Origin of the sequence: Micrococcus sp. KRD070, from assembly GCF_017168435.1 — a bacterium.
In the GTDB taxonomy this organism is placed as follows: Bacteria; Actinomycetota; Actinomycetes; order Actinomycetales; family Micrococcaceae; genus Micrococcus; species Micrococcus luteus.
This window is the reverse complement of sequence record NZ_JABFNH010000022.1, coordinates 74,291-97,974: the sequence shown is the minus strand read 5'-3', so window position 1 is coordinate 97,974 and position 23,684 is coordinate 74,291. Positions and strand designations below refer to the sequence as shown.

The 23,684-nt window shown below is 74.3% G+C and carries 22 protein-coding genes; 18 read left to right on the top strand and 4 right to left on the bottom strand.

Annotation, left to right across the window (positions count from 1 at the left end; translation table 11 throughout):
- On the top strand, positions 1 to 1,818 hold a 1,818-nt coding region (locus J1M38_RS08130), incomplete at its 5' end, for a glycosyltransferase family 4 protein (RefSeq protein WP_342356223.1).
- Between the two features lie 13 nt (positions 1,819 to 1,831).
- Here J1M38_RS08130 and J1M38_RS08125 read toward each other — a convergent pair.
- The 3 genes from J1M38_RS08125 to J1M38_RS08115 are packed head-to-tail and all read right to left on the bottom strand — an operon-like array spanning position 1,832 to position 5,375.
- Positions 1,832 to 3,619 carry a hypothetical protein gene (locus J1M38_RS08125; protein WP_342356222.1) on the bottom strand — a complete coding sequence of 596 codons (1,788 nt, stop codon included), beginning with the start codon at positions 3,617 to 3,619 and terminating at the stop codon, positions 1,832 to 1,834.
- Positions 3,616 to 4,491 carry an ABC transporter ATP-binding protein gene (locus J1M38_RS08120; protein ID WP_100057395.1) on the bottom strand — a complete coding sequence of 292 codons (876 nt, stop codon included), beginning with the start codon at positions 4,489 to 4,491 and terminating at the stop codon, positions 3,616 to 3,618. Before J1M38_RS08120 ends, J1M38_RS08125 begins: the two co-directional genes overlap by 4 nt.
- Positions 4,488 to 5,375 (bottom strand): ABC transporter permease, encoded by an 888-nt coding sequence (locus J1M38_RS08115; protein ID WP_098471505.1) that lies wholly within the window; start codon positions 5,373 to 5,375, stop codon positions 4,488 to 4,490. Before J1M38_RS08115 ends, J1M38_RS08120 begins: the two co-directional genes overlap by 4 nt.
- A 177-nt stretch (positions 5,376 to 5,552) precedes the next feature.
- Here J1M38_RS08115 and wecB point away from each other — a divergent pair, with 177 nt between their 5' ends.
- Entirely contained in the window at positions 5,553 to 6,698 is a 1,146-nt protein-coding gene (gene wecB, locus J1M38_RS08110; RefSeq protein ID WP_100057394.1) for a non-hydrolyzing UDP-N-acetylglucosamine 2-epimerase, read from the top strand.
- Between the two features lie 93 nt (positions 6,699 to 6,791).
- On the opposite strand, the gene J1M38_RS08105 is transcribed toward wecB, so the two are convergent.
- Entirely contained in the window at positions 6,792 to 8,096 is a 1,305-nt protein-coding gene (locus tag J1M38_RS08105; protein WP_206481482.1) for an MFS transporter, read from the bottom strand.
- A 296-nt stretch (positions 8,097 to 8,392) separates the two neighbouring features.
- Between J1M38_RS08105 and J1M38_RS08100 the strand changes: the two genes are divergently transcribed.
- From J1M38_RS08100 to J1M38_RS08025, 16 genes are all read left to right on the top strand, one after another.
- Positions 8,393 to 10,129: an alginate lyase family protein gene (locus J1M38_RS08100; protein WP_185194693.1), complete on the top strand. Its 1,737-nt coding sequence runs from the start codon at positions 8,393 to 8,395 to the stop codon at positions 10,127 to 10,129.
- 47 nt (positions 10,130 to 10,176) lie between these two features.
- Complete coding sequence (gene ftsY, locus J1M38_RS08095) at positions 10,177 to 11,385, top strand: signal recognition particle-docking protein FtsY (protein WP_181816366.1); 1,209 nt, start codon at positions 10,177 to 10,179, stop codon at positions 11,383 to 11,385.
- A 243-nt stretch (positions 11,386 to 11,628) separates the two neighbouring features.
- Entirely contained in the window at positions 11,629 to 12,885 is a 1,257-nt protein-coding gene (locus J1M38_RS08090) for an ammonium transporter (RefSeq protein WP_230277847.1), read from the top strand.
- Between the two features lie 123 nt (positions 12,886 to 13,008).
- Entirely contained in the window at positions 13,009 to 14,595 is a 1,587-nt protein-coding gene (gene ffh / locus J1M38_RS08085) for a signal recognition particle protein (RefSeq protein ID WP_060973685.1), read from the top strand.
- 200 nt (positions 14,596 to 14,795) lie between these two features.
- Positions 14,796 to 15,242, top strand: coding sequence for a 30S ribosomal protein S16 (gene rpsP / locus J1M38_RS08080; protein ID WP_020628324.1), 447 nt, complete (start codon positions 14,796 to 14,798; stop codon positions 15,240 to 15,242).
- A gap of 2 nt (positions 15,243 to 15,244) precedes the next feature.
- Positions 15,245 to 15,484, top strand: a complete 240-nt coding sequence (locus J1M38_RS08075) for an RNA-binding protein (RefSeq protein WP_029248213.1) — start codon at positions 15,245 to 15,247, stop codon at positions 15,482 to 15,484.
- Positions 15,485 to 15,581: 97 nt separating this feature from the next.
- Complete coding sequence (gene rimM / locus J1M38_RS08070) at positions 15,582 to 16,169, top strand: ribosome maturation factor RimM (protein ID WP_185194695.1); 588 nt, start codon at positions 15,582 to 15,584, stop codon at positions 16,167 to 16,169.
- Positions 16,170 to 16,172: 3 nt separating this feature from the next.
- Positions 16,173 to 16,919, top strand: a complete 747-nt coding sequence (gene trmD, locus J1M38_RS08065) for a tRNA (guanosine(37)-N1)-methyltransferase TrmD (protein WP_060974134.1) — start codon at positions 16,173 to 16,175, stop codon at positions 16,917 to 16,919.
- A 248-nt stretch (positions 16,920 to 17,167) separates the two neighbouring features.
- Complete coding sequence (gene rplS, locus J1M38_RS08060) at positions 17,168 to 17,521, top strand: 50S ribosomal protein L19 (protein WP_002853821.1); 354 nt, start codon at positions 17,168 to 17,170, stop codon at positions 17,519 to 17,521.
- Between the two features lie 36 nt (positions 17,522 to 17,557).
- Positions 17,558 to 18,301: a signal peptidase I gene (gene lepB, locus J1M38_RS08055; protein ID WP_020625066.1), complete on the top strand. Its 744-nt coding sequence runs from the start codon at positions 17,558 to 17,560 to the stop codon at positions 18,299 to 18,301.
- Complete coding sequence (gene lepB / locus J1M38_RS08050; protein WP_020625065.1) at positions 18,298 to 18,897, top strand: signal peptidase I; 600 nt, start codon at positions 18,298 to 18,300, stop codon at positions 18,895 to 18,897. Before lepB (J1M38_RS08055) ends, lepB (J1M38_RS08050) begins: the two co-directional genes overlap by 4 nt.
- Complete coding sequence (locus J1M38_RS08045; RefSeq protein ID WP_044659137.1) at positions 18,894 to 19,646, top strand: ribonuclease HII; 753 nt, start codon at positions 18,894 to 18,896, stop codon at positions 19,644 to 19,646. Before lepB (J1M38_RS08050) ends, J1M38_RS08045 begins: the two co-directional genes overlap by 4 nt.
- A 116-nt stretch (positions 19,647 to 19,762) precedes the next feature.
- Positions 19,763 to 20,086, top strand: a complete 324-nt coding sequence (locus J1M38_RS08040) for a DUF2469 domain-containing protein (protein WP_041103130.1) — start codon at positions 19,763 to 19,765, stop codon at positions 20,084 to 20,086.
- A gap of 134 nt (positions 20,087 to 20,220) precedes the next feature.
- Positions 20,221 to 20,640 carry a YraN family protein gene (locus J1M38_RS08035; protein WP_041103128.1) on the top strand — a complete coding sequence of 140 codons (420 nt, stop codon included), beginning with the start codon at positions 20,221 to 20,223 and terminating at the stop codon, positions 20,638 to 20,640.
- Entirely contained in the window at positions 20,637 to 22,241 is a 1,605-nt protein-coding gene (locus J1M38_RS08030) for a YifB family Mg chelatase-like AAA ATPase (protein WP_206482145.1), read from the top strand. Before J1M38_RS08035 ends, J1M38_RS08030 begins: the two co-directional genes overlap by 4 nt.
- On the top strand, positions 22,238 to 23,512 hold the full coding sequence (locus tag J1M38_RS08025) for a DNA-processing protein DprA (protein ID WP_020624515.1): 1,275 nt from the start codon (positions 22,238 to 22,240) through the stop codon (positions 23,510 to 23,512). The genes J1M38_RS08030 and J1M38_RS08025 overlap by 4 nt, the downstream gene beginning before the upstream one ends.
- Positions 23,513 to 23,684: the final 172 nt, after the last annotated feature.

Below are 23,684 nucleotides of genomic sequence, written 5' to 3'. Positions count from 1 at the left end.
GAGCCCGCACCGATGACCGCACGCGAGCGCCCCGCGTCGTCCCGCCGCCCGCTGCTGCGGTCCCTGGCCCTGACCGCCCAGACCGTCCGCGAGCACGTGACGGACGACCCGGTGCTGCTGGCCCTGCAGGTCTCCCGTCGGCTGCCGCCCGCGGTGGCGGGCGGGGCGGCCGGCGTCCTCACCCGCCTGGGCCGGAACGGCGTCGTGCCCGCGCTCGGCCACGAGATGCGGGGCGAGCGCGCGGCGGCCCTGGCCGCCCTCGGCGTGGACGAGGCCGGCCGGCCCGTCCGCGCGTCCCGTCCGGGGGCGGGCGGCGGCCGCGGGCTGGTCCACCGGGCCGACGCGGCCCTCGGCATGGGCCGGCCCGACATCGCCGAGACGCTGCTCGGCAGCGTGCCGGAGGAGCATCGCGGCGCGGCGTGGACGGCCGCCGCCGCACGCCTGGCGGCGCACCGCGGCGACCTGGGCGGCGCGGCCGCGCTCGCCGCGCGGCATCCCCGCAACCGTCATCTCGCCCGCCGCATGGCGGGGGAGCGGGACGCGTTCCGCGGCGTCGCCCCGACCGTGCCGACCGAGCCCGGCTACCGCCCGGTCCCGGGGCGGGTGCTGCACGTGCTGACCAACTCCCTGCCCCACACCGGGTCGGGATACGCCCAGCGCAGCCACGCGATCCTCACCTCCCTGCGGAACGAGGGCTTCGAGGTCGCCGCCGTCACGCGGCCGGGCTACCCCGTGCAGATCGGCGTGCCCTGGGCGGCACAGCGGGATGTCGTGGACGGGATCGGCTACGCCCGGCTGCTGCCGGCGCGGCTCGCCCAGGGCCAGGCCGCCCGCATCCAGCAGCACGCCGAGCTGCTGGCCGCGCACGTGCGACGACACCGTCCCGCCCTGCTGCACACGACCACGCACTTCGTCAACGCGCTCGCGGTCGAGGCCGTGGCGCGGGCCTTCGGGATCCCGTGGGTCTACGAGGTCCGCGGGCAGCTCGCGGACACGTGGGCGGCGGTGCGCGGGCCCCAGGCCCTGGCCTCGGAACGGTACCGGCTCTTCCAGGAGCGGGAGGCCGAGGCCGCCCGCCGCGCCGACGGGGTCGTGACGCTCGGGGCGGGCATGCGCGACCGCCTGGTCGCGGCCGGGGTGGCCGAGGAAGCCGTCGTGCTCTGCCCCAACGCCGTGGGCCCGGCCTTCGTTGCCGAGCCGGCGGACCGGGACGAGGCACGCGCCCGGCTGGGCTGGGACCTGCCGACCGACGCCTTCGTGGTGGGCACCGTCTCGAGCCTCGTGGACTACGAGGGCCTGGACACCCTGCTGCGCGCCGCCGCACGGCTGGCCCCGCACCGTCCCGGGCTGCGCGTGCACATCGCCGGCGACGGCGTCGCCCGGCCCGGGCTGCAGGCCCTGGCCACGGAGCTCGGCATCGCTGAGCTATGCGCCTTCCCCGGGCGGGTCGACCGCGAGGATGCGCGCCTGCACCACGCCGCCCTGGACGTGTTCACGGTCCCGCGCCGGGACCTGCCCGTCACCCGCGCGGTGACGCCGATGAAGACCGTCGAGGCCTCGGCCACCGGCCGGCCCGTCGTCGCCTCGGACCTGCCGGCCCTGGCCGAGCTCGTCGAGGACGGGCGGACCGGTCTGCTCGTCCCCGCGGAGGATCCCGCCGCGCTGGCCACCGCCCTCGACCGGCTCGCGGAGGACCCGGCCGAGCGGGCGCGCCTCGGCGCGGCCGGCCGGGACTGGGCCCTGCAGACGCGCACCTGGGAGGCCAACGCGCGCCGCTATCGGTCGCTCTACGACCGGCTGGGCATCACGCCCCACTAAAGAGGCAGCGTAGTCAAGGACAGATCACCGCGTCCGTCAAACGTCTCGTCACAGGGGCGGTGTCGTAGTGGTGACCCACGTGAACCCGGGCCTGGGCCACGGCGGACCGCCAGGCCCGCGCGTCGGCAGTGGCCCGGCGAAGGGCGTCGGCCATGGTGGCCACGTCCGGGCTCAGCCACGCGGCGGGGTAGAGCAGGTCGGCGCCCGCCCACGCGAGTGCGGCCGGCAGGCAGCCGTGCGCGGCGCCGTCGGGCAGCGTGAAGTGGAACGACTCGAAGTCCGAGACGGAGAGCGCGACGCCCACCCGGGCGTACCACGCGGGCATGTCCGGCCCGTGGGGGTCCCAGGCCACGGCTCCGGCGAGCATCGGGTCGGTCTCGATGCGGCGCAGCTGCGCCCGGTAGTAGGCCGCCGCGGTGGGGCGCTGCGCCATCCAGCCGACCTCCTCCGGGTGGTGGCCGCGGATCCGGAGCGTGTGGCGGGGCTCGACCCGCCGGAGCGTGGCCAGCAGGTCGAGGGCGCGGTGCAGTCCCTTCCGCTCGGGCAGCACGCCGACCAGCCCGAGCACGAAGCGCCGGTCGTCGTCGCCGTCCGGGAGCGTGGGCGGCACGGCCACCGCGTTCGGCACCACCGAGGTCCGCGCGGCCGGGAAGCGGGTGTCCCGCAGCACCTGGGCGCGCACGTGCTCGGCCACGAACACCCACTCGTCCAGGGCGTCCTGACGCACCCGGGACGGGAACGCCGTGCCCGCCTCCTGCAGGTGGAGCCTGCTGGTCAACCGCGTGGTGCGGTGCGGGGAGTCCAGGTGCCGGGAGTACCAGGCGAGATTGCCGAGGCTCCATTCGCAGTGCACCACGTCCGCCCACGCGGCCAGGGCGCGGCTGCGCTCGACGTCGTGGCGGGCATGGCCGCGCCAGGCGTCCACGCGCACCTCGTGCCCGTCGGCGCGCAGCCGGTCCATCAGCGCGCCCGCGAACTTCAGGTCGTGGCCCGCGACGACGACGCGGCGCGGCTCCGCGGTCACCCGCACCCGGGGCGTGGAGGCGGCGGGTGGGCCGGCGGCCTCGGCGGGAGTGAGCGAGTCCAGGCGCGCCGCCCGGCCGGCGGCGGCCAGGCGCTCCCACGTCTCGCCTGCCCGGTCCGGGCCGATCACGGCGCGGCCCGCGCGTGCGGCCACGCTGGCGAGCGCGGGGTCCAGCCGGGTCCCCTCCGGGGCGAGGACAGCGTCGACAAGCCCCAGTGCGGCGAGGGCCCGCGCCCGTCCGGCCGCCGTCGCCGGGTCCGGGCACGCGACGACGACCACCCCGGGGAGGCGGGCCCCGGCGGTGCGCAGGGCGGCGGTCAGGGCCCGGCGGGAGGCCGGGTCAGTCATCAGCACCGTGTGCAGGCCGGGCGCGCCGGCGGGCATCTCCAGGTCCGCGCAGCGCCGGCCGGCCAGCTCGGCGGCCGCCTCGACGGACCAGCCGCGCCCGGCCTGCCCGTCCACCGGCAGGAGCAGGACGGCCGGCGCGGCGGCCGGCCGGGGCCCGAGGGGGGAGAACGCGTCGAGGGAGGGGACGCGCGCACCCGTCAGGGCGCGGCGCAGCACCGCCGCCGCCGGGAGCGGGAGCGCGGCCGACGCGTCCGGCACATACACGTCCGCCGCACGCCAGGTGCGCTCCGGGAGGACGGCCGCGCCCCGCGCGCCGCGCGCCGCGCGGAGGGCCGAGGCGCCGACGTCGCCGGCCGTGGCGGCCGCGCGCTCGCCCACGATGCGGGCCCGGCCCACCCAGCGACGCAGCCGCGCCCCGGCCGTGTTCACAGCGCGGTGATCCCGGTGGGCCGCTCGCCGCCGCTCCACGCGATGCGCTCCCGCACGAGCTCTGACTGCTTGCGCTCGAGGATTTCCTGGGCCTCCTCGGTCCGCCCCTGGGCCATGGCCCGGGCGTAGAGGTTGTAGCCGCGCGTCACGGCGCGAGGGCTGCCGTCCATCGTCAGGACGCCCCGCTCGATCCAGATCACGCGCTGGCACATCTCCTGGATGGTGCTGAGGGAGTGGCTGACCAGGAACACGCAGCCGGCCTGCTCGCGCAACTCGTCGAGCCGCTGGCGCGTGCGCTCCCGGAACTGGGCGTCGCCCGTGTTGAGCGCCTCGTCGATCACGAGGATGTCCGGGTCCACCGAGGTGGCGATCGCGAACTGCAGGCGCGCGGCCATGCCCGAGGAGTACGCCTTGAGCGGCAGCTGGAGCGCGTGGTCGTCGAGACCGGACAGGGCGACGACGGCGTCCCGCTTGGCCTCCGCCTCCGCGCGGGACATCCCCATCGCCAGGCAGCCCAGACGGATGTTGTCCTCACCGGAGACCTGGCGCACGAGCGCGGCGTTGACGCCCAGCATCACGGGCGTGGAGGTCGCGTAGATGTGGCCGGTGGTCGGGCGCATCTGGCCAGTGATGAGCTTCATCAGGGTGGACTTGCCGGACCCGTTCGTGCCGATCACGCCCACGGACTCGCCGCGCCCCACCACGAACGACAGCGGCTGCAGCGCCTGGACCTCCGTGGTGCGAACGCCCCGGGCGGCGCGGACCCGACCCCGCAGGCCCCGGCGGGGCTGGACCGCTTCGGCCGAGAGGACGCGGTAGGTCATGGACGCCTCGTCGACGACGACGGAGGGAGTCAGCGGCTCCGCGCTCATCGTTCCTCCCCGTAGGTCTCCTCGGCGCGCCAGAACACCACGGTCCCCACCACGAGCAGGGCCGCCGTCCACGCCGCGAGGACGATCCACCGCATGGGGTCCGCGTCGGAGGCGTACAGCAGGGACTGTCGCGCGATGTCCAGGACGCAGAACAGCGGGTTCAGATGCATGGCGGTCATCAACGGCGGGATGTTCGCGAAGCGGTCGGCGCTGAAGAACACGGCGGAGACGTAGAGCCAGATCCGGGTGCCGAACGCGATGAGGTTGGACAGGTCGGACCAGCGGGCCACGTAGCGGGCCAGCAGGAGGGAGGCGCCGACGTTGAACAGCGTCTGCAGCGCCAGCAGCGGGATCAGCAGCAGCCAGCGCCACGTGATCTGCTCCATCGGCGGGATGGCCAGGACCAGCACCAGCATCACCACCAGCGTCGGGCCGAAGAGCATCAGCTCGCGGATGTTCGTCGCGATCGGCAGTGTGGCCCGCGGGAAGCGGAAGGCGCGGACGATGGAGAGGTTGGTCGAGATCGAACGCGACCCCGCCGTGATCGCGCTCGAGGTGTAGCGGAACAGGAACACGCCGATGATCAGGTAGCCGAGGAAGTTCGGCACGCCACGGCCGGTGCCCAGCAGCAGCCCGAACACGAGGAAGTACGCCGCGCCGTCGAGGATCGGGTTGAGGACCATCCAGACGCGGCCGAGCGCGTTGACGGAGTTCGCCCCGGCGATCCGGGAGCGGGAGTCGAACAGGATGAACGAGCGGTACTCCCAGAGGGAGGCCAGGTAGCGCGCCAGGCCCGGACGGGCGCCCACTCGGCGCAGGGTGGCTCCGTCCACGGTCAGGACCGCGGTGCCGCTCGGGACGCGGGGATCGCCGGTGTCTGCCATGCCGTCGCGGCCTCTCTTCATGCAGGCGGGAAGGCGGGCCGGGGCGGCCCGCCGCGAGTCGCCACTCTAGCAACCGGTGGTGCGGCGGCGCCGTCAGTAGACTGGCGACAGCTCGCGCCCGCGTCGAGCCTGATCGGGCCGCGGCCGCGGTCCGTCGTCCAGTCAAGAGGAGCAACTGTGCCCAAGGTCATGCCCATCTACGGAACCCGCCCGGAGGCGATCAAGGTGGCCCCCATCGTCAAGGCGCTGCAGGCCGACGAGCGGTTCGAGTGCGTGGTGACCGTCACGGGGCAGCACCGCGAGATGCTGGACCAGGTCAACGAGCTGTTCGGCATCGTCCCGGACCACGACCTGAACATCATCCAGCCGCGCCAGACCCTCAACGGCGTGTTCGCCCGCACCCTCGACGGGCTCGACGCCGTCCTCGAGCAGGAGCGGCCGGACGCCGTCGTCGTCCAGGGCGACACCACGACCTCGACGGCGGGCGCCGTCGCCGCCTTCAACCGCGGCATCCCCGTGGTCCACGCCGAGGCAGGCCTGCGCAGCTTCGACATCCTCTCCCCGTTCCCGGAGGAGGCCAACCGCAAGATCACCAGCCAGATCTCGGCGCTGCACCTGCCCCCGACCACCGTGAGCCGGGACAACCTGCTGCGTGAGGCCGTGGCCGCGGAGGACGTCTACGTCACGGGCAACACCGTGATCGACGCACTGCTGGAGGCCGTCAGCCACCAGGTGCCGTTCGAGGACGAGCGTCTGGCCGAGCTGGAGGCGTCCGGCCGTCGCGTCGTCCTCGTGACCACCCACCGGCGCGAGAACCAGGGCGATGCGATGCGCGGCGTGGGCCGCGCCCTGGCCCGCCTGGCCGCGGACCACCCCGAGGTCACCTTCGTGCTGCCGGCGCACCGCAACCCGGTGGTGCGCGAGGCGATCCTGCCGGAGATCGAGGGCCGCGAGAACGTGCTCGTGACCGAGCCCCTCGCCTACGGCGAGTTCACCCACCTGCTGTCTGTGGCCACCGTCGTGCTGACGGACTCCGGCGGCGTCCAGGAGGAGGCCCCGTCGCTGGGCAAGCCCGTCCTCGTGATGCGCGAGAACACCGAGCGTCCCGAGGCCGTGACCGCCGGCACCGTGCGTCTGATCGGCACGGACGAGGAGGTCGTGGTCACCGAGGTCACCCGCCTGCTGACGGACGAGGCCGCGTACAGCGCGATGTCCCAGGCCGTGAACCCCTACGGCGACGGCCGCGCGGCCGAGCGCACGGTCTCAGCGATCGCCGAGCTGCTCGGCGTGGGCGAGCGGCTGCCGGCCTTCGACGGCGCCTGAGCCGCACCACACCCCCGGACGGGGACACCCACCCCGTCGACGTCACGAGGCCGCCGTCCCCGCGGGGACGGCGGCCTCGTGCCTGCCCCGACGTCACCCGTCCTCGCGCGGGGTCACCCGGGCGTCCTCCGGGCGGACCAGCGGCAGGGACCCGGTGCGGGGCCCACCGGGCACGATCGGCAGATTGGTCTCCGGAGCACGCCACCACGCGAGCGCGCCGAGCAGGATGACGCCGCCGGTGAGCGCGAACGCCCATCCGTAGCCGGCGGTGTCCACCACGAGCCCGGCCAGCAGCGGACCGGAGATGGCGCCCAGGTCGGCGGACATCTGGGCGGTGGACATCACAGCGCCGGCGCGCCGCCCCTGGCCGACGACGTCGCCGATGGCCGCCTGCTGCGGGGCGTTCAGGGTGCCCGTGCCCGCGCCGGCCAGCAGGCACGCGAGCAGGAAGAGCGCGGGCGAGCTCATCCAGCCGATCACCCCGGTGGTGACGGCCATGACGAGCAGGCCCGTCAGGATCAGCGGCCGGCGCCCGTGCACGTCGGACAGCCGCGAGCTGAACGTCACGGCCGTGACGTTGCCGAGCGCGAACACGGACAGGGCCAGGCCCGCCATGAGCGCGCCGTCCACCTCCCAGCCCAGCAGCGCCGTGCCGGCGAACGCGCTCGCCGCGAACAGGGGCATCACCGAGTTCCGCACCCCGAACGTCGCCCAGCCGTTGGCGAAGAAGGAGACCAGCGCGGCCCGGTAGGACGGGTTGGCCAGGGCCTCCCGGATCGGCATGGCGGGGCGGACGTCGCGGACGGCGCGGTCCGCGAGCCGGGTGTCCTTGAGCAGGAAGAACACGAGGGCCGCCGCCACCACCAGGGAGCTGCCGTAGATCAGGAACGGGGCCCGGTACCCGAACACGGCCAGGGCGGAGCCCACGATCGGCCCCACGATGTTGCCGATCAGAAAGGCGGACGCGTAGGCGCCCGAGATCCTGCCGCGCATCGTGGGCGGGGACTTCCGGGCCAGGAACGCCATCGCGGACACGGTGAACAGGGTGGAGCCGATGCCGCCGATCGCGCGGAAGAGGATCAGCTGCGGGAAGGTCTGCGCGAAGGCGATCAGGAACATGGACGCGGCCACGATCAGCACGCCCGTCATGTACACGGGCGTCTCGCCGAGCCGGTTCGTCAGCTTGCCGGAGACCGGGGCGAACAGGAGGCGGGTCAGCCCGAACGCGGACACGACGGCGGCCACCCCGACGGCGGACGCGTCGAACGTCGCCGCGTACTGCGGCAGCAGCGGGGCGATGATGCCGAAGCCGATCGCGATGATGAACGCGGCGGCGACGAGGACCTTGATCTCACGGGGCAGGGGGACCCGCGAGGAGCGGGCGGACGACAACGGCATGACCGCCATCTTCGCACGGCGCCGGGTGTGCGACCCGGGGCGACGTCCGCCACGCCTCGTGGGACACTGGTGAGATGGACCACCGGTCTTCCTCCGGCCGTCGCCGGATGTTCCGCGTCTGCGCCGGCCTGCTGGCCGCTGCCGTCGGGTTGGCGGGCTGTGCACCTCACCCTGCCGCGGCGCCCGGCGACGAGTCCGGGGATCCTCCCCAGACAGCTGGCCACCCCATGACCGCCGTCGAACGCGCAAGCCTCTCTCCGTGTCGAGGCTATGGGCAGCTCCAGAGATTCAACACCGTGGAGACCAACGCGCGGGACGTCTACGGGTGGCGCCAGTTCGATCCCGTCGCGGTGGGTGACGGATCGGGTGACATCGACTGGGATGTAGATCCTTACCAGGACGAAGGCTGGCGTCTGTGGCTGTCTTCCCTCAGGTGGATCGGGCCCAGCATCGAAGCCGGCCGGGAAGGCGACGAGGAGGCCCTCGGTGTCGCTGAGCGGGTCATACGCGATTGGCGGGCTGACCACGAGGGCGGATGGGGCGGCGACCATGATGATGCGGAGGCCAACCATCATCGCATGGGGGTCCTCCTCTGCTTCCGTGAAGTGGTCGCCGACCGCGCAGCACGTTCTGCTGAACTTGCCAAGGACGGCAGTCTGCCGGAGGAGTATGCCTGGCTGGATGATCTGATCGGCCAGCACGCAGCGCAGAACATGGCGCGCTACTCGAAGCGGCACAATCACGGGTCGATGGAGAATCTGGCTCTTCTGGGCGCCGGGTGCGTTCTGGGCCGACCGGACTGGATGGAGCACGCCATGGAGCGCGCCGAAGGAGATATCCCCTTCCAGGTGGACGACCAGGGCCTCAGCAACGAAGCGGCACCGCATTACGCGCAATTCAACTATGTGCTCTTCCAAGCCATCGATGAGACGGCAGCCCGATGCGGGGTCGAATCCGGCGCCTTCGAGGATGGGGTGGAAAAAATGGGTCAAGCCCTTCCTCATATGGTTGATTCGACGGGCTCATATTGGCAATACGGGGACAGTGCAGAGTTCCCTGTCAAGCCATTCGACGGCATGAGCGATGAGCTGCGCTACGCGGCCACCGACGGGGCGGAGGGCGTCGCGTCCGCCGACCGTGTCCGTGCTTTTGACTCCGGCCCCGTATTCGGCCGGTCATCCTGGGGAACTCCCGACGACGGCTTCGCGGACGCCGCCGCGTGGATGCTGCGCACGGGCACGGGGCGGGAGACGAAGTCCCACCGCGGTGATCTGATGCAGTTCCTGTACACGGCGCGCGGTCGCCAGATCGTCGAAGACGGGGGACATCCCGGCATCGTCGAGGACAGTTGGCGACCGTGGGGTCTGGGGCCGACTGCGCACAACGTGATCCACATTCCGACGCTCGACGAGTACCCGGGCGCGGGTCCCGCCGAGCGGGGTGATGTGTGGGTGTCGTCGGATGGCTCTGCCGACGGTGCGACGGCGCGCCAGAACCTGGACGTCGGCGGGGAGCGGGCCCGTTCTGTTCTCGTGCTCACCGACCCGGACGTCGCCGTCATCGTGGATCGCACTCGCATCCTCGACGGCCGGACGGACCATGTGGTCGAGACGCTCTGGAATCTTCCGGCGGAGTTCTCGGCAGAGAGGGTCTCCGAGGACACCGTCCGGGCGGTGGACGCAGGCTCCGGCGAATCGACGACCCTGGTGCAGGTGCGCCTGGACGGTGAGCCGGTGCCGCGTGGCGGTGTGCACCTGCGACGGGGCGAGACCGACGTCGAGGGCGGCCACGCCCACCACGGATGGCACTACCCCGCAGAGCAGGAACGGGAGGAGGCGACTCAGGTCGCGTTCCGTTCGACCGGAGCCGAGTCCGCGATCGTGAGTGTGCTCGTCCCGGCCGCCGCGGGCGACGCCGTGAAGGTGGACAGTGAGAGCGCCCCCGACGGCTCCGTCATCCTCACGGTCCGGAGCGAGGATGGGCACGCCCGAGTCGCGGTGCAGCAGGACGGCACCCTCTCCCGCCTGACGTGAACCGTGCGGCCCGGGGCGGGCGACGGCCCGTGTGACAGACTGGGCCCGTGGAAATCGTGCTCATAGTCTCAGTCGTGGCCGCCCTGCTGCTGGGCGGCGTGCTCGTCGGCCTGCTGGACCGGCGCCCCGCCCCGCCGAAGGGGTCGTACCAGGAAGTGCGGGACGCGGACGACCCGCGCCCGAGCCCGCGGCACGCGGCCCCGTCGGGCTCCACCGCCGTCCTGGAACGCCCCGAGGTCGACGAGGCGCCGCCCGTCGTCGCCGAGCCGGAGCCCACCGTCGTCGAGGAGGCGGAGACCGCCCCGGCGAAGCCCGAGTACGAGCGGCCCGAGGCCGCCGGCTCGCGCCTGGCCCGCCTGCGGGCCCGCCTGCTCAAGTCCAACAACGTCTTCGGCAAGGGCCTGCTGGCGCTGCTGTCCCAGGACCGCATCGACGACGACGTGTGGGACGAGATCGAGGAGACGCTGCTGATGGCGGACCTCGGCACCGAGCCCACCCTGGAGCTCGTCGACCGCCTCAAGGCCCGCGTCACGGTCGAGGGCACGCGTGACCCCGAGCAGGTGCGCACCCTGCTGCGCGAGGAGCTCGTGGCGATGGTGGACCCCTCGATGGACCGCCGTCTCGCCGCGACCCGCAAGGGCGACCGCCCCGCCGTGACCATGGTCGTGGGCGTCAACGGCGTCGGCAAGACCACCACCGTGGGCAAGCTCGCCCGCGTGCTCGTGGCGGAGGACCGCACCGTCGTGCTCGGCGCCGCGGACACCTTCCGCGCCGCCGCCGCCGAGCAGCTCGCCACGTGGGGTGCCCGCGTGGGCGTCGAGACCGTCCGCTCCGAGAAGGAGGGCGCCGACCCGGCGTCCGTCGCCTTCGAGGCCGTGGAGCGCGGCATCGCCGAGGGCGTCGACGTCGTGCTCGTGGACACCGCGGGCCGCCTGCAGAACAAGGCCAACCTCATGGACGAGCTCGGCAAGATCAAGCGCGTCATCGAGAAGCAGGCCGAGGTGGACGAGGTCCTGCTCGTCCTCGACGCCACCACCGGCCAGAACGGCCTGACCCAGGCGAAGGTGTTCGCCGAGGTCGTGGACGTCACCGGCATCGTGCTGACCAAGCTGGACGGCACCGCCAAGGGCGGCATCGTGATCGCCATCCAGCGCCAGCTCGGCGTGCCCGTCAAGCTGATCGGCCTCGGCGAGGGCCCCGATGACCTCGCGCCGTTCACCGCCGAGGGCTTCGTGGACGCGCTGCTGGCCGACTGACCCGCCGCGCCGCGCACCGGGCCCCTTCCGACGTCGTCGGGAGGGGCCCGCTGCGTCCCCGGTCACCCCCGGCGGCGCGGCGCGTCACATTGCGTCCGATTCCGTGCGCGCCACCGTGCCGCGCCTCACGCTCCGCTACGCTCCTTGAGCAACGGTCCGATCCTGGACCGGGCGACGACGCCGGACGAACGGCGTCGACGCGGCGGGCGTCCGGCTCAGACCGAGGAGACGCCCATGAACGAGATGACCCTGGACGCCGGAACCGTGTGGATGGTGGTGAGCGCAGGCCTCGTCCTCTTGATGACACCGGGGCTCGCCTTGTTCTACGGCGGGATGACCCGCTCGAAGTCCGCGCTGAACATGATGATGATGTCCTTCGTCTCGATGGGCCTGGTCGGCGTCGTGTGGATCCTCTGGGTCTCCGGCATGACCGGCGGCGAGGGCTGGCTCGGCCTCGTCGGCAGCCCGCTGGCCGACCCCGGCCTCACCACCGCGATGGAGGAGGGCGGTCTGATCGCCGCCGGCTTCGGCGCCACCTTCGCCATCATCACGGTGGCCCTCATCTCGGGCGCGGTCGCGGACCGCGCCCGCTTCCTCACCTGGTGCGTGTTCGTGCCGGTGTGGGTGACCCTGGTCTACGCGCCGCTGGCCTACATGGTGTGGGGCGGCGGCCTGCTCGCCGAGGAGGGCGCCATCGGCTCGCGCCTCGGCGAGGCCCTGGACTTCGCCGGCGGCCTCGTGGTGCACATCAGCGCCGGCGTGGCGGCGCTCGTCCTGGCCCTGATGATGGGCAAGCGCAAGGGCTTCGGCGTGGACCCCGGCCACAAGCCGCACAACGTGCCCTTCACCATGCTGGGCGCCGCCCTGCTGTGGTTCGGCTGGTTCGGCTTCAACGGCGGCGCCGCCGGCGACACGGGCCAGCTCGGCCTGATCTGGATCAACACCCTGGCCGCCGCCGCGGCCGGCATGCTCGGCTGGGTCGTGGTGGAGTGGGTGCGCCGCGGCCGCCCGACCTCGATCGGCACCGCCTCCGGCATCGTGGCCGGCCTCGTCGGCATCACTCCGGCGTGCGCCTTCGTCAGCCCGCTCGGCGCCCTGGTGATCGGCGTGGCCTCCGGCGCGGCCAGCGCCCTGGCCGTGAACCTCAAGTACCGCCTCGGCTTCGACGACTCCCTCGACGTGGTGGGCGTGCACCTGACCGCCGGCATCCTGGGCACCGTGCTCATCGGCTTCTTCGCCCTGCCCTCCGAGGGCCCCGCGGGCCTGTTCTACGGCGGGGACGGCCGTCTGCTGCTGGCCCAGACGGTGGCCGTCGTCGTGGCCGTGGTGTTCACCGCGGTGCTCACCTTCCTCATCGCGCTCGTGCTCAAGGCCACCCTGGGCCTGCGCGTGAGCGAGGAGGACGAGGAGCGCGGCGTGGACCTCACCCTGCACGACGAGTCGGCCTACCACTACGACGTCGGCTTCGGCGGGGTGCCCGTCCCCGCCGAGGCGCGGTGAGCCGCCGCGGACGGGTGAGGCCGGTCGGTTGCTAGGCTTGGCGGGCGCCGCGGTGGATGCCGCGGCGCCCGCGACCGACCGCGTCCGGCTCAGTCGACCCCGCTTCGAAGGATCACACCCGCCGTGTTCAACTCCCTGTCCGACCGCCTCACAGCCACCTTCCGCAGCCTCAAGGGCAAGGGGCGGCTGAGCGAGGCGGACATCGACGCCACCGCACGCGAGATCCGCCGCGCCCTCCTGGACGCCGACGTCGCCGTGCCCGTGGTCCGCCAGTTCATCGCGCAGATCAAGGAGCGCGCCCTCAGCGCCGAGGTGGCCCAGGCCCTGAACCCGGGCCAGCAGGTCGTGAAGATCGTCAACGAGGAGCTCGTGGGCATCCTCGGCGGTGAGACCCGGCGCATCCAGCACGCCAAGACGGGCACCACCGTCATCATGCTCGTGGGCCTGCAGGGCGCCGGCAAGACGACCCTCGCCGGCAAGCTCGCCCACCTGCTCAAGTCCCAGGGCCACACCCCGCTGCTCGTGGCCTGCGACCTCCAGCGCCCGAACGCCGTGAAGCAGCTGCAGGTCGGCGGCGAGCGCGCCGGCGTCCCGGTCTACGCGCCGCACCCCGGCGTCTCCTCCGAGTTCGAGGCCGCCTCCGGCGACCCGGTGCAGGTGGCCCGCGACGGCGTCGCCGAGGCCAACACGAAGTACCACGACGTGGTCATCATCGACACCGCGGGCCGCCTCGGCGTGGACGCCGAGCTCATGCAGCAGGCCGCAGACATCCGCGCCGCCGTGGACCCGGACGAGGTGCTCTTCGTCATCGACGCGATGATCGGCCAGGACGCCGTGGCCACGGCCCAGGCGTTCAACGAGGGCGTCGGCTTCACCGGCGTCGTGCTCACCAAGCTCGACGGCGACGCGCGCGGCGGCGCCGCGCTGTCCGTCCGCCACGTGACCGGCAAGCCGATCATGTTCGCCTCCACGGGCGAGGGCCTGAAGGACTTCGAGGTCTTCCACCCGGACCGCATGGCCTCGCGCATCCTCGACATGGGCGACGTGCTCTCCCTGATCGAGCAGGCCGAGCAGAACTGGGACCGCACCGAGGCCGAGAAGATGGCCCGCAAGTTCGCGGACCAGGAGGACTTCACCCTCGACGACTTCCTCGCCCAGATGCAGCAGCTCAAGAAGATGGGCTCGCTGAAGAAGATGCTCATGATGATGCCGGGCGCCCAGGGCATGCGGCAGCAGCTTGAGCAGTTCGACGAGTCGTCGATCGGCCGCGTCGAGGCGATCATCCACTCGATGACCCCGCACGAGCGCGTGGCCCCCAAGATCATCAACGGCTCGCGCCGTGCCCGCATCGCCCGCGGCTCGGGCGTGAGCGTGTCCGAGGTCAACGGCCTGCTCGAGCGCTTCGCCGAGGCGCAGAAGATGATGAAGCGCATGGCCGCCGGCGGTGGCATCCCGGGCATGCCCGGGATGCCGGGCGGCGCCTCCCGCAAGACGAAGGGCAAGGGCAAGAACGCGAAGCGCGATCGCGTGAAGTCCGGCAACCCGGCCAAGGCCGCGGCCGAGCGCAAGGCGATCGAGGAGCGGCGCGCCCGCGCCGCCCAGGCGCAGGCCGGGGCGGTGTTCGGCCGCGACGGCGCGGGCATGGAGGGCTTCGACCCGTCCACCCTCAACCTGCCGGCGGGCTTCGAGAAGTACCTCAAGGACCGCTGAGCCGCCCGCTGCTCGGTCGCGGCGCGCCGGGTGTGCACCGGCCCGCCCGATCTGGCAGAATGGCACGGTACTGAGCGTGAGCCCGGACGACCCTCTATCCTCCGCTGCGCTCCGTTCCGTGTGCCAGGTCGTCGACGCCCGCTGCCCCCACGCGGCGTCGTGCCCCGGCCCCCCAGATCCACTGAAGGAGAACCACACTCGTGGCTGTCAAGATTCGTCTGAAGCGGTTCGGCAAGATCCGCGCCCCGTTCTACCGCGTCGTCGTCATGGACTCGCGCACCCGCCGCGATGGCCGTGCCATCGAGGAGATCGGCAAGTACCACCCCACCGAGGAGCCCTCGTTCATCGAGATCGACTCGGAGCGCGCCCAGTACTGGCTCTCCGTCGGCGCCCAGCCGACCGAGCAGGTCGCCGCGCTGCTGAAGGTCACCGGTGACTGGCAGAAGTTCAAGGGCGAGTCGGGCGCCGAGGGCACCCTGAAGTCCAAGTCCGAGAAGGAGGCCTTCGTGGCCCCCGAGAAGGGCTCGGTCATCCTGCCGGAGGAGCCGAAGCAGGAGGAGGCCCCGGCCGAGTCCGAGCAGGCCGCCGAGGCTCCGGCCGAGGAGGCCGCTGAGGCGCCGGCCGAGGACGCCGAGAAGTCCGAGTGACCATGCTGACCGAGGCCCTCGAGCACCTGGTGCGCGGCATCGTGGACACGCCCGAGGCGGTCCGCGTGGACGCCCGCTCCCAGCGGCGCGGCGACATGCTGGAGGTCCGCGTGGCCCCCGAGGACCTGGGTCGCGTGATCGGCCGCCAGGGTCGCACCGCCACCGCGCTGCGCACCGTGCTGGACGGCCTGGCCGGCCACCCCGTCCGCGTGGACGTGGTGGAGACCGACCGCCGCTCCTGACGGCCCGTGACGCACGGCCCGCCCGCCCCTCACCGGGCCGGCGGGCCGTCGTCGTCTTCCGGCCTCCCGCCACCGACCGTCCCACCCAGGAGAGCCCATGAGTCCCGCAGCCCAGGACGACCTCGTCCGCGTCGCCCGCATCGGCAAGCCGCACGGCATCCGCGGCGAGGTGACCGTGCAGGTCTTCACCGACGACCCGGATGCCCGCTTCGCCCCCGGCGAGCGCCTCGTGGTGCGCGACGGCGCCCCGGGCCTGCCGGCGGAGCTCACCGTCACCCGCGCCCGGTGGAACAAGCAGATCCTTGTGGTCGGCTTCGAGGAGTCGCCGGACCGCAACGTCGCCGAGACCCTGCGCGGCGCCCAGCTGTTCGCCGTTCCCGCCGCGCCCGAGGAGTCCGACGAGTGGTACGAGGAGGACCTCGTGGACCTCGAGGTGCGGGTCGACGGCGAGCGCGTCGGCGTCGTCACGGCCCTGACCACCGGGGCGGTCCAGGATCTGCTGCACGTCGCGTTGGACGGCGTCGAGGAGGAGGCCCTGGTGCCCTTCGTCGAGGAGATCGTCCCGGAGATCGACTCCGAGGCCGGCGTGCTCGTGCTGACCCCGCCGCCGGGGCTGCTCGAGCTCGCCACCGGCGAGGACGAGGGCGCCGTAGACGGGCCCGCCGATGCGGATGCGGAGGACTGAGCGGTGCGCTTCGACGTCGTCACGATCTTCCCCGAGTACCTCGCGGTGCTCGACGTCTCGCTGCTGGGCCGTGCCCGCCGCGAGGGCCTCGTGGACGTGCACGTCCACGACCTGCGCGACTTCACCTTCGACCGGCACCGCACCGTGGACGACACGCCCTACGGCGGCGGCGCCGGCATGGTGATGAAACCGGAGCCGTGGGCGCTCGCGCTCGAGCACGTGGCGGCCCAGGGGCCCGTGTCACCGGCCCCCGCCGAGTCGTCGTCGGCGGAGCCGGGGGACCGCCCCGTGCTGCTCGTGCCGACGCCCTCGGGGGAGCGCTTCACCCAGCGGTTCGCCCGGGAACTGGCGGGCCGGGAGCACGTGGCGATCGCGTGCGGCCGCTACGAGGGGATCGACGAGCGCGTCTTCGGCTGGGCCGAGGAGCTCTTCGAGGTGCGGCTGGTCTCGCTGGGCGACTACGTGCTCAACGGCGGCGAGGTCGCGGCGCTGGCGATGATCGAGGCCGTCGGCCGCCTCGTGCCGGGCGTCGTGGGCAACCCGGCCTCGCTCGTCGAGGAGTCCCACGAGGACGGCCTGCTGGAGTACCCGGTCTACACCAAGCCCGCGGACTGGCGGGGCCGTGCGGTGCCGCCCGTGCTGCTCTCGGGCGACCACGGCAAGGTCGCGGCCTGGCGTCGGGCCCAGCAGAAGGAGCGCACGCGCGAGCGGCGACCGGACCTGTGGGCGGCGTACGGCTCCGAGGCCTGACCCGCCGCGCCCGACGGGCCGGAGGGGCGTCGCGACGTCGTCGGCTGTGGCATAATGGATCCTCGCGTCCGCCGGACGCCCGACCTGCCACAGGGGGCGCGCGTCAACGGATCGGACCCCGGGACCGCACCCCACGTGCGGAGCCCGGCCCTCGGCTCGGGACCCGGCCCCCTCGTCATGCGGACGTGGACGGGCCGTGCGCCCGCATACCACGCGGTTGACCTGTGGCATCCGCCAGGAGAGATGACATGCACATTCTCGACTCGTTCGACAAGAAGACGCTGCGCGACGACATCCCGGAGTTCGCCCCCGGCGACACCGTCAAGGTGCACGTGAACATCATCGAGGGCAAGACCGCCCGCGTCCAGGTGTTCCAGGGCTACGTCATGGGCCGTCAGGGCTACGGCGTGCGCGAGACCTTCCGCGTCCGCAAGGTGTCCTTCGGCATCGGCGTGGAGCGCGTGTTCCCGGTGCACTCCCCGGTCATCGACAAGATCGAGGTCGTCACCAAGGGCGACGTGCGCCGCGCGAAGCTGTACTACATGCGCGACCGCCACGGCAAGGCCGCCCGCATCCGCGAGAAGCGCGCCGACGCCAAGTGATCATCCCGGTCGGCCCCGCCGACCGGTGATCGACCCATGCGCACCTCGGAGCCCCGTGACCCCCGCCGGTCACGGGGCTCCGTCGCGTCCGGGGCCGGCTCCTCCTCGGGCCCGACGGCGGCCCCCGCCTCCGGCACGAGCCGCTGGTGGGCGTGGCTCGGCCTGACCGTGGTGGCCGCCGTCGTGGTGGCCGCGGTGCTGCGAGCCCTCACCGGCCCCGTCTACCTCATCCCCTCCGGGTCGATGGAGCCGACCCTGCAGCCCGGCGACCGCGTGCGGGTGGAGGCCGCCGCGGCCGGCGGGCAGGGCCTGCACCACGGCGACGTGGTGGTGTTCGACGGCGCCGGCAGCCTGGCGCCGTACCGTTCGGCCGGATCGCTCGAGCGCGGCCTCGAGGACGTCGCCCGGTGGTGGGGTGTCGGCGCGGCCGAGGACGTCTTCGTCAAGCGCGTGCTGGCCCTGCCGGGGGACCGCCTCGAGTGCTGCGCCCCGGACGGCCGGCTGCTGCGCAACGGTGAGCCGCTGAACGAGCCGTATCTCGGCAGGCCCGTGACCGCAGACGAGCCGGCCGCGGCAGGGACCTGGTCCTTCGAGGTGCCCGACGGGCGCATGGTCGTCCTGGGCGACCACCGCGCCGCCTCCCGGGACTCCCGCGCACTGCTGGGCGCCCCCGGCGGCGGGCTCATCCCGCTCGAGCGGGTCGAGGGCCGGGCCGCGGAGATCGTGTGGCCCCTGGCCCGCCGCGGGACCGTGGACGCCCCCTCCGGGGACACGCCGTGACGGGGCGCCGCACCGCGCTGATCGCCGCCGCCGTGACCGTACTCGCCTGCGTGCTGGCGTGGGCCTTCCTGGCGCGCATGTACGCCATCCCGTCCTCGTCCATGGAGCCCGGGCTGCAGGCCGGCGACCGCGTGGTCGCCACGCTGCTCACCCCGGACCCGTTCCCGGTGCGCCGCGGTGACGTGGTGGTGTTCGAAGACACGAAGGGCTGGCTGCCCGGGGGCGGCCACGTGATCAAGCGGGCCGTCGGGCTGCCGGGGGACACCGTCTCCTGGACGCCCGGCGAGGAGACGCTGCGCGTGAACGGGGTGCCCGTGGATGAGCCGTACCTCGCGCCGGGGGAGACGCCCGCGCAGGAGGCGTTCGAGGTGACCGTCCCCGCGGGGCGACTGTGGGTGCTCGGCGACCATCGCTCGGCGTCGGCGGACTCCCGCGCGCACCGCGCCGGGCCCGGGGGCGGGTTCGTGGCCCTCGACGACGTGGTGGGCCGCGCCCGGCTCGTGGTCTGGCCGCTGGACCGGATCGGCGGCGCCGGCGCCGACCCCGACGCGTTCGCCGCCGTGCCGGACGCGCCCGCGCCGGAGGCCCGCACGTGACCGCGAGCCGGGGCGGTGGCCGGCCGACGGTGCGCGCCGGCCTGGACGTCGAGGCGGGGCTGGCCGCGCCGGTCCTCGCCGCGCGGGGAGTGGACCGGGTGCTCGTGGCGGGCATGGACGAGGTGGGCCGTGGCGCGCTGGCCGGGCCCGTCGTCGTCGGGGTGTGCGCCGCGTGGCTGCCCGCCGCCGGGCAGATCCCTCCGGTGCGTGACTCCAAGGCGCTCACGGACCGACGCCGGCGCGCCCTGGTCCCGCAGATCGAGGCCTGGGCGGCCGGGGTGGCGCTGGGCGAGGCCGGCCCCGCGGAGATCGACGCGCTCGGGATCTCGGCGGCCCTCGGCCTCGCCGGGCGCCGGGCGTGGGCGGCGCTGTACGCCGCGGTGGGGCAGGAGCCGGTCGCCCTCGTGCTCGACGGCCGGGACGACTGGCTGAGCCGCTCCGATCCCGACGCCGGCCCCGCGCCCGCGCCGCGCCCGCTGCCGCCCGTGCCCACGATGCTGGTGCGGGCCGAGGACCGGTGCGCGACGGTGGCGGCCGCGTCGATCGCCGCGAAGGTGGCCCGCGACGACGTCATGATCGCCCTCGACGCGGCGCACCCGGGGTACGGGTGGGCCGGGAACAAGGGGTACGGCTCAGCCGCGCACCGGGCCGCCCTGGCCGAGCGCGGGGCGAGCGAGCAGCACCGGCGCAGCTGGAACCTCGGGCTGCCGGACGCGCCCGCGCAGGCGCCGCCCACGCTGTTCGACTGAGCCCCCGGGGCCGGGCGCGGCCGCCCGTTCGACGTGCGACCCCCGGACGGGGGAGGATGGAGGCCGTGCGTGCCCGGACTGTCGCGGGTGCGCGGCGAACACTGAGGAGGCATGTCATGAGCGCAGACGACGTCGAGGACTTCGAGGCCGAGGCCGAGCTGCTGCTCTACCGCGAGTACCGGGACGTGGTGGGCCTGTTCCGCTACGTCGTGGAGACCGAGCGGCGCTTCTACCTCGCCAACGACGTGCAGCTGACGCCCCGCCAGGCGGACGGGGACGTGTTCTTCGAGATCCTGCTCGAGGACGCCTGGGTGTGGGACGTGTACCGCACGCAGCGGTTCATCAAGCGCGTGAAGGTGCTGACCTTCAAGGACGTGAACATCGAGGAGCTGCCCACCGAGGACCTGACGGTCCCGCCGGACGGCCAGCTGCCGAGCTGACCCACGCCTGATCGGCCCCGAGGGCGGGACGCCGACGTCCACTCCTGCACAGGCGTCCGGCCCCGCACAATCCCCGCCGTCGCCGACCCGGCGACCCTGCTCGGGACCACCCTGGTGCCCAGGAGGTGGTCGGGATGACGGGGACCGCGGAACGGATCGGGGCGCAGCCGCCCGGAGACAGGCGCGCCAGCCGCGCGCACACGGCGCTGGGCCGGTTCGGCGAGGACGCCGCCGCACGCTGGCTCGCCGAGCGCGGCTACGTGATCGCCGACCGCAACTGGCGGGGTGAGGCCGGAGAGCTGGACATCGTGGCCCAGCACGCCGGCTGGTGGGTGGGCGTCGAGGTGAAGACCCGCTCGGGCCTGGCCTTCGGCGACCCGTTCGAGTCGATCGACCGGCGCAAGCTCACCCGGCTGCACCGCCTCACCGCGGCATGGGTGCGGACCCACGCCGGAGAGCGCCGGGGAACGCCCTGGCGCGTCGACGCCGTCGCCGTGCTGGTGCCGCGCACGGGCGGGATCCGCTTCGATCTGCTGCAGGACGTGCGGCCGTGAGCGGCATCGGACGCACCCGCTCCATCACGCTGGCGGGTCTGCGCGGGGAGGTCGTGCACGTCGAGGCGGACATCGCCCAGTCCCTGCCCGGGTTCACCCTCCTCGGCCTGCCGGACCAGGCGCTGCAGGAGAGCCGGGACCGCATCCGCTCCGCCGCGCGCAACGCCGGACTGCCCCTGACCCGGCGGCACCTGACCGTGAACCTGCTGCCGGCGGGGGTGCACAAGCGGGGCGCCTGCCACGACCTGGCGATCGTCCTGGCGGCCTACGCCGCGGACGGGCGGGTGCGGAACGTCGAGGGGCCCGTGTTCCTGGCCGAGCTCGGCCTCGACGGCGCCCTGCACCGCTCGCCGGAGACCGTGGCGATGGTGATGGCCGCCGTCGACGCGGGGTGCTCCGAGATCGTCGTCGCCGAGGACGCGGAGGCCGAGGCCCGACTGGTCCCCGGCGCCGAGGTCCGCGGCTTCGCCCATCTGCACGACGTCATCCGCGCCTTCGGCGGGGAACCGGACGGAGAGGCGCCCCGCCGCCCGGCCCGACGGGAGGTGACAGCCCCGGAACCGGAGCCGGCCCGTGCGGTGCCCGACCTCGCCGAGGTCGCCGGGCAGGCCGAGGCCCGGTTCGCCCTCGAGGTCGCAGCCGCCGGCGCCCACCACCTGCTGCTCATGGGCGCCCCGGGGGCGGGCAAGACCATGCTGGCCGAGCGCCTGCCCGGAATCCTGCCGCCCCTGGACCGGCGCACCGCGCTCGAGTGCGCCGCCCTGCGCTCCCTCCGCGGCGGCGCCGCCCGTGTCCGGCGCAGGGGCGGGACGGCCCAGGGGTTCGACGGTGACATCGACCGGACCCCGCCGTTCGAGGCACCCCACCACTCGGCGTCCCGCTCGGCCCTCGTGGGCGGCGGCAGCGGCCTCGCCCGGCCGGGAGCGGCCTCCCTCGCCCACGGCGGCGTGCTGTTCCTGGACGAGGCCCCCGAGTTCGAACGACGCACCCTCGAGGCGCTGCGCCAGCCCCTCGAGTCCGGGGAGGTGCTGCTGCACCGGGCCCTCGGCGCCGTCGTCTACCCGGCCCGGTTCCAGCTCGTGCTGGCCGCCAACCCCTGCCCGTGCGGCAAGGGCGGCGGCACGGGCGTCGAGTGCCGGTGCAGCGTGCCCGAACGCCGCCGCTACGCCCAGCGGCTCTCCGGACCGCTGCTGGACCGTGTCGACCTGCAGGTCACCGTGCGGCCCGTCGACGCGCGGCAGCTCACGGGGGCGCCCGCCTCCGAGACCACCTCGCAGGTGGCCGCCCGGGTCGCCGCGGCCGCCGACCGCCAGGCCCAACGCTGGGCCACCGCCGCAGAGCGCGGGCTCGTCCCGTCCGGGCTGCGCCGCAACGCGCACGTCCCCGCCGCGGTGCTGCGGCACGGCCCGTACGCCGTGCCCCGGGCGGCCCGCCGGCCCGCGGACGACGCCGTCGACCAGGGCCTGCTGAGCGCGCGCGGCCACGCCCGCGTCCTCCGCCTCGCCTGGACCCTGGCGGACCTGCGCGGCGCCGAACGGCCCGCACCCGAGGACACCGACGTGGCACTCACGCTGCGCCACCAGAACGAGGAGGACGCATGACCACCCACGTCACCCCGGCGGCAGACCACGTCCCCGTCGCCGGGCCGCGCCGGCCGGACGCCGCCCGGCTCGCCCGCGCCGCCCTGACCCGGCTGGTCGAGCCCGGGGACGCGCTCGCGGTGCAGACCGTCACGGCGCTGGGGCCGGAGCGGGCGCTCGCCCTGCTCACGGGCCGGGAGACGATCCAGCCCGCCGAACGCGATCTGCTCGCCGATCACGCCGGCACGCCCGACACGCTGCCCCGGCGCTGGGCCGCGGGCCTGGCCCGCTGGGCGCCCCGGGCCGCCCGACTGGAGCCGGAGCGCGACCTCGTGACTCTGCACCGGCTCGGGGGAGGCCTGCTGATCCCCGAGGACGACGCCTGGCCCGCCGCCCTGGCGGACCTGGGCGAGGAGGCGCCTCTGGGCCTGTGGTTCCGCGGCTCCGGAACGCTGCCTCCCGCGGACCGGATGCTCGCCGTCGTCGGCAGCCGGGAGGCGACCGCGTACGGGCGGACGGTGACCGCCCGCTGTGCCGCCCACGCCGTCCAGCAGGGCGCGTGCGTGATCTCCGGCGGCGCGTACGGCATCGACGGCGCCGCCCACCGGGCCGCGCTGCAGGCGCTCGCCGCACCGGGAGACGCGGCGGATCGCGACGGCGTCCCGCCCACGGTGGCGGTGCTGGCCGGCGGCCTCGACCGGTTCTACCCGGCCGGCCACGAGGACCTGCTCCGCGCGGTGATGGCCGCCGGGCTGCTCGTGTCCGAGATGCCGCCCGGGGCGAGCCCCACGCGCTACCGGTTTCTGCAGCGCAACCGAGTCATCGCCGCGCTCGCGGGGGCCGTGCTGGTGGTCGAGGCGCGCTGGCGGTCGGGAGCGCAGAACACGGCGGGCCACGCGTTCGGCCTCGGCCGCGAGGTGGGCGTCGTCCCCGGCCCCGTGACCTCGCCCAGCTCCGCCGGCTGCCACCGTCTGCTGCAGGAGAGCCCCGCCCGTCTCGTCACCACCGAGCAGGAGGCCCTTGCCCTGCTCGGTCAGGGGCCCGCCCGGAGCGGCGGCGCGGGTGGGCCGTCGTCCACCCGGGCAGCTCCCGAGCCTGCCGCGCGGCCCACCGACGGGCTCACGATGGAGGAGGCCCTCGTCCACGAGGCGCTGCCCCTGCGCCAGGCGGTGCCCGTCGACCGGATCACCGTCAGCGCCGGGCTCGCGCTGCCCACCGTCCTGGCCTGTCTGTCCCGGCTGCAGCGGGCGGGCCTGGCCGAACGGGTCGAGGACCGGTGGCGGCGCGCATGACCTCCGGCCGCGTCGCCCGGGGCGCGGATGGCAGAGTGGGGGGATGGCCCCGGCGTGCCGGGGATGTCGGGCTGCTGGGTGGTCATCGCGTCTGCTCCTGTGGTGTCGACGTGCCGCGCGGTGCCGCGCGGATCGGGGGCGGAGGACGACGGCGGCCGATGCGGGCCGACGT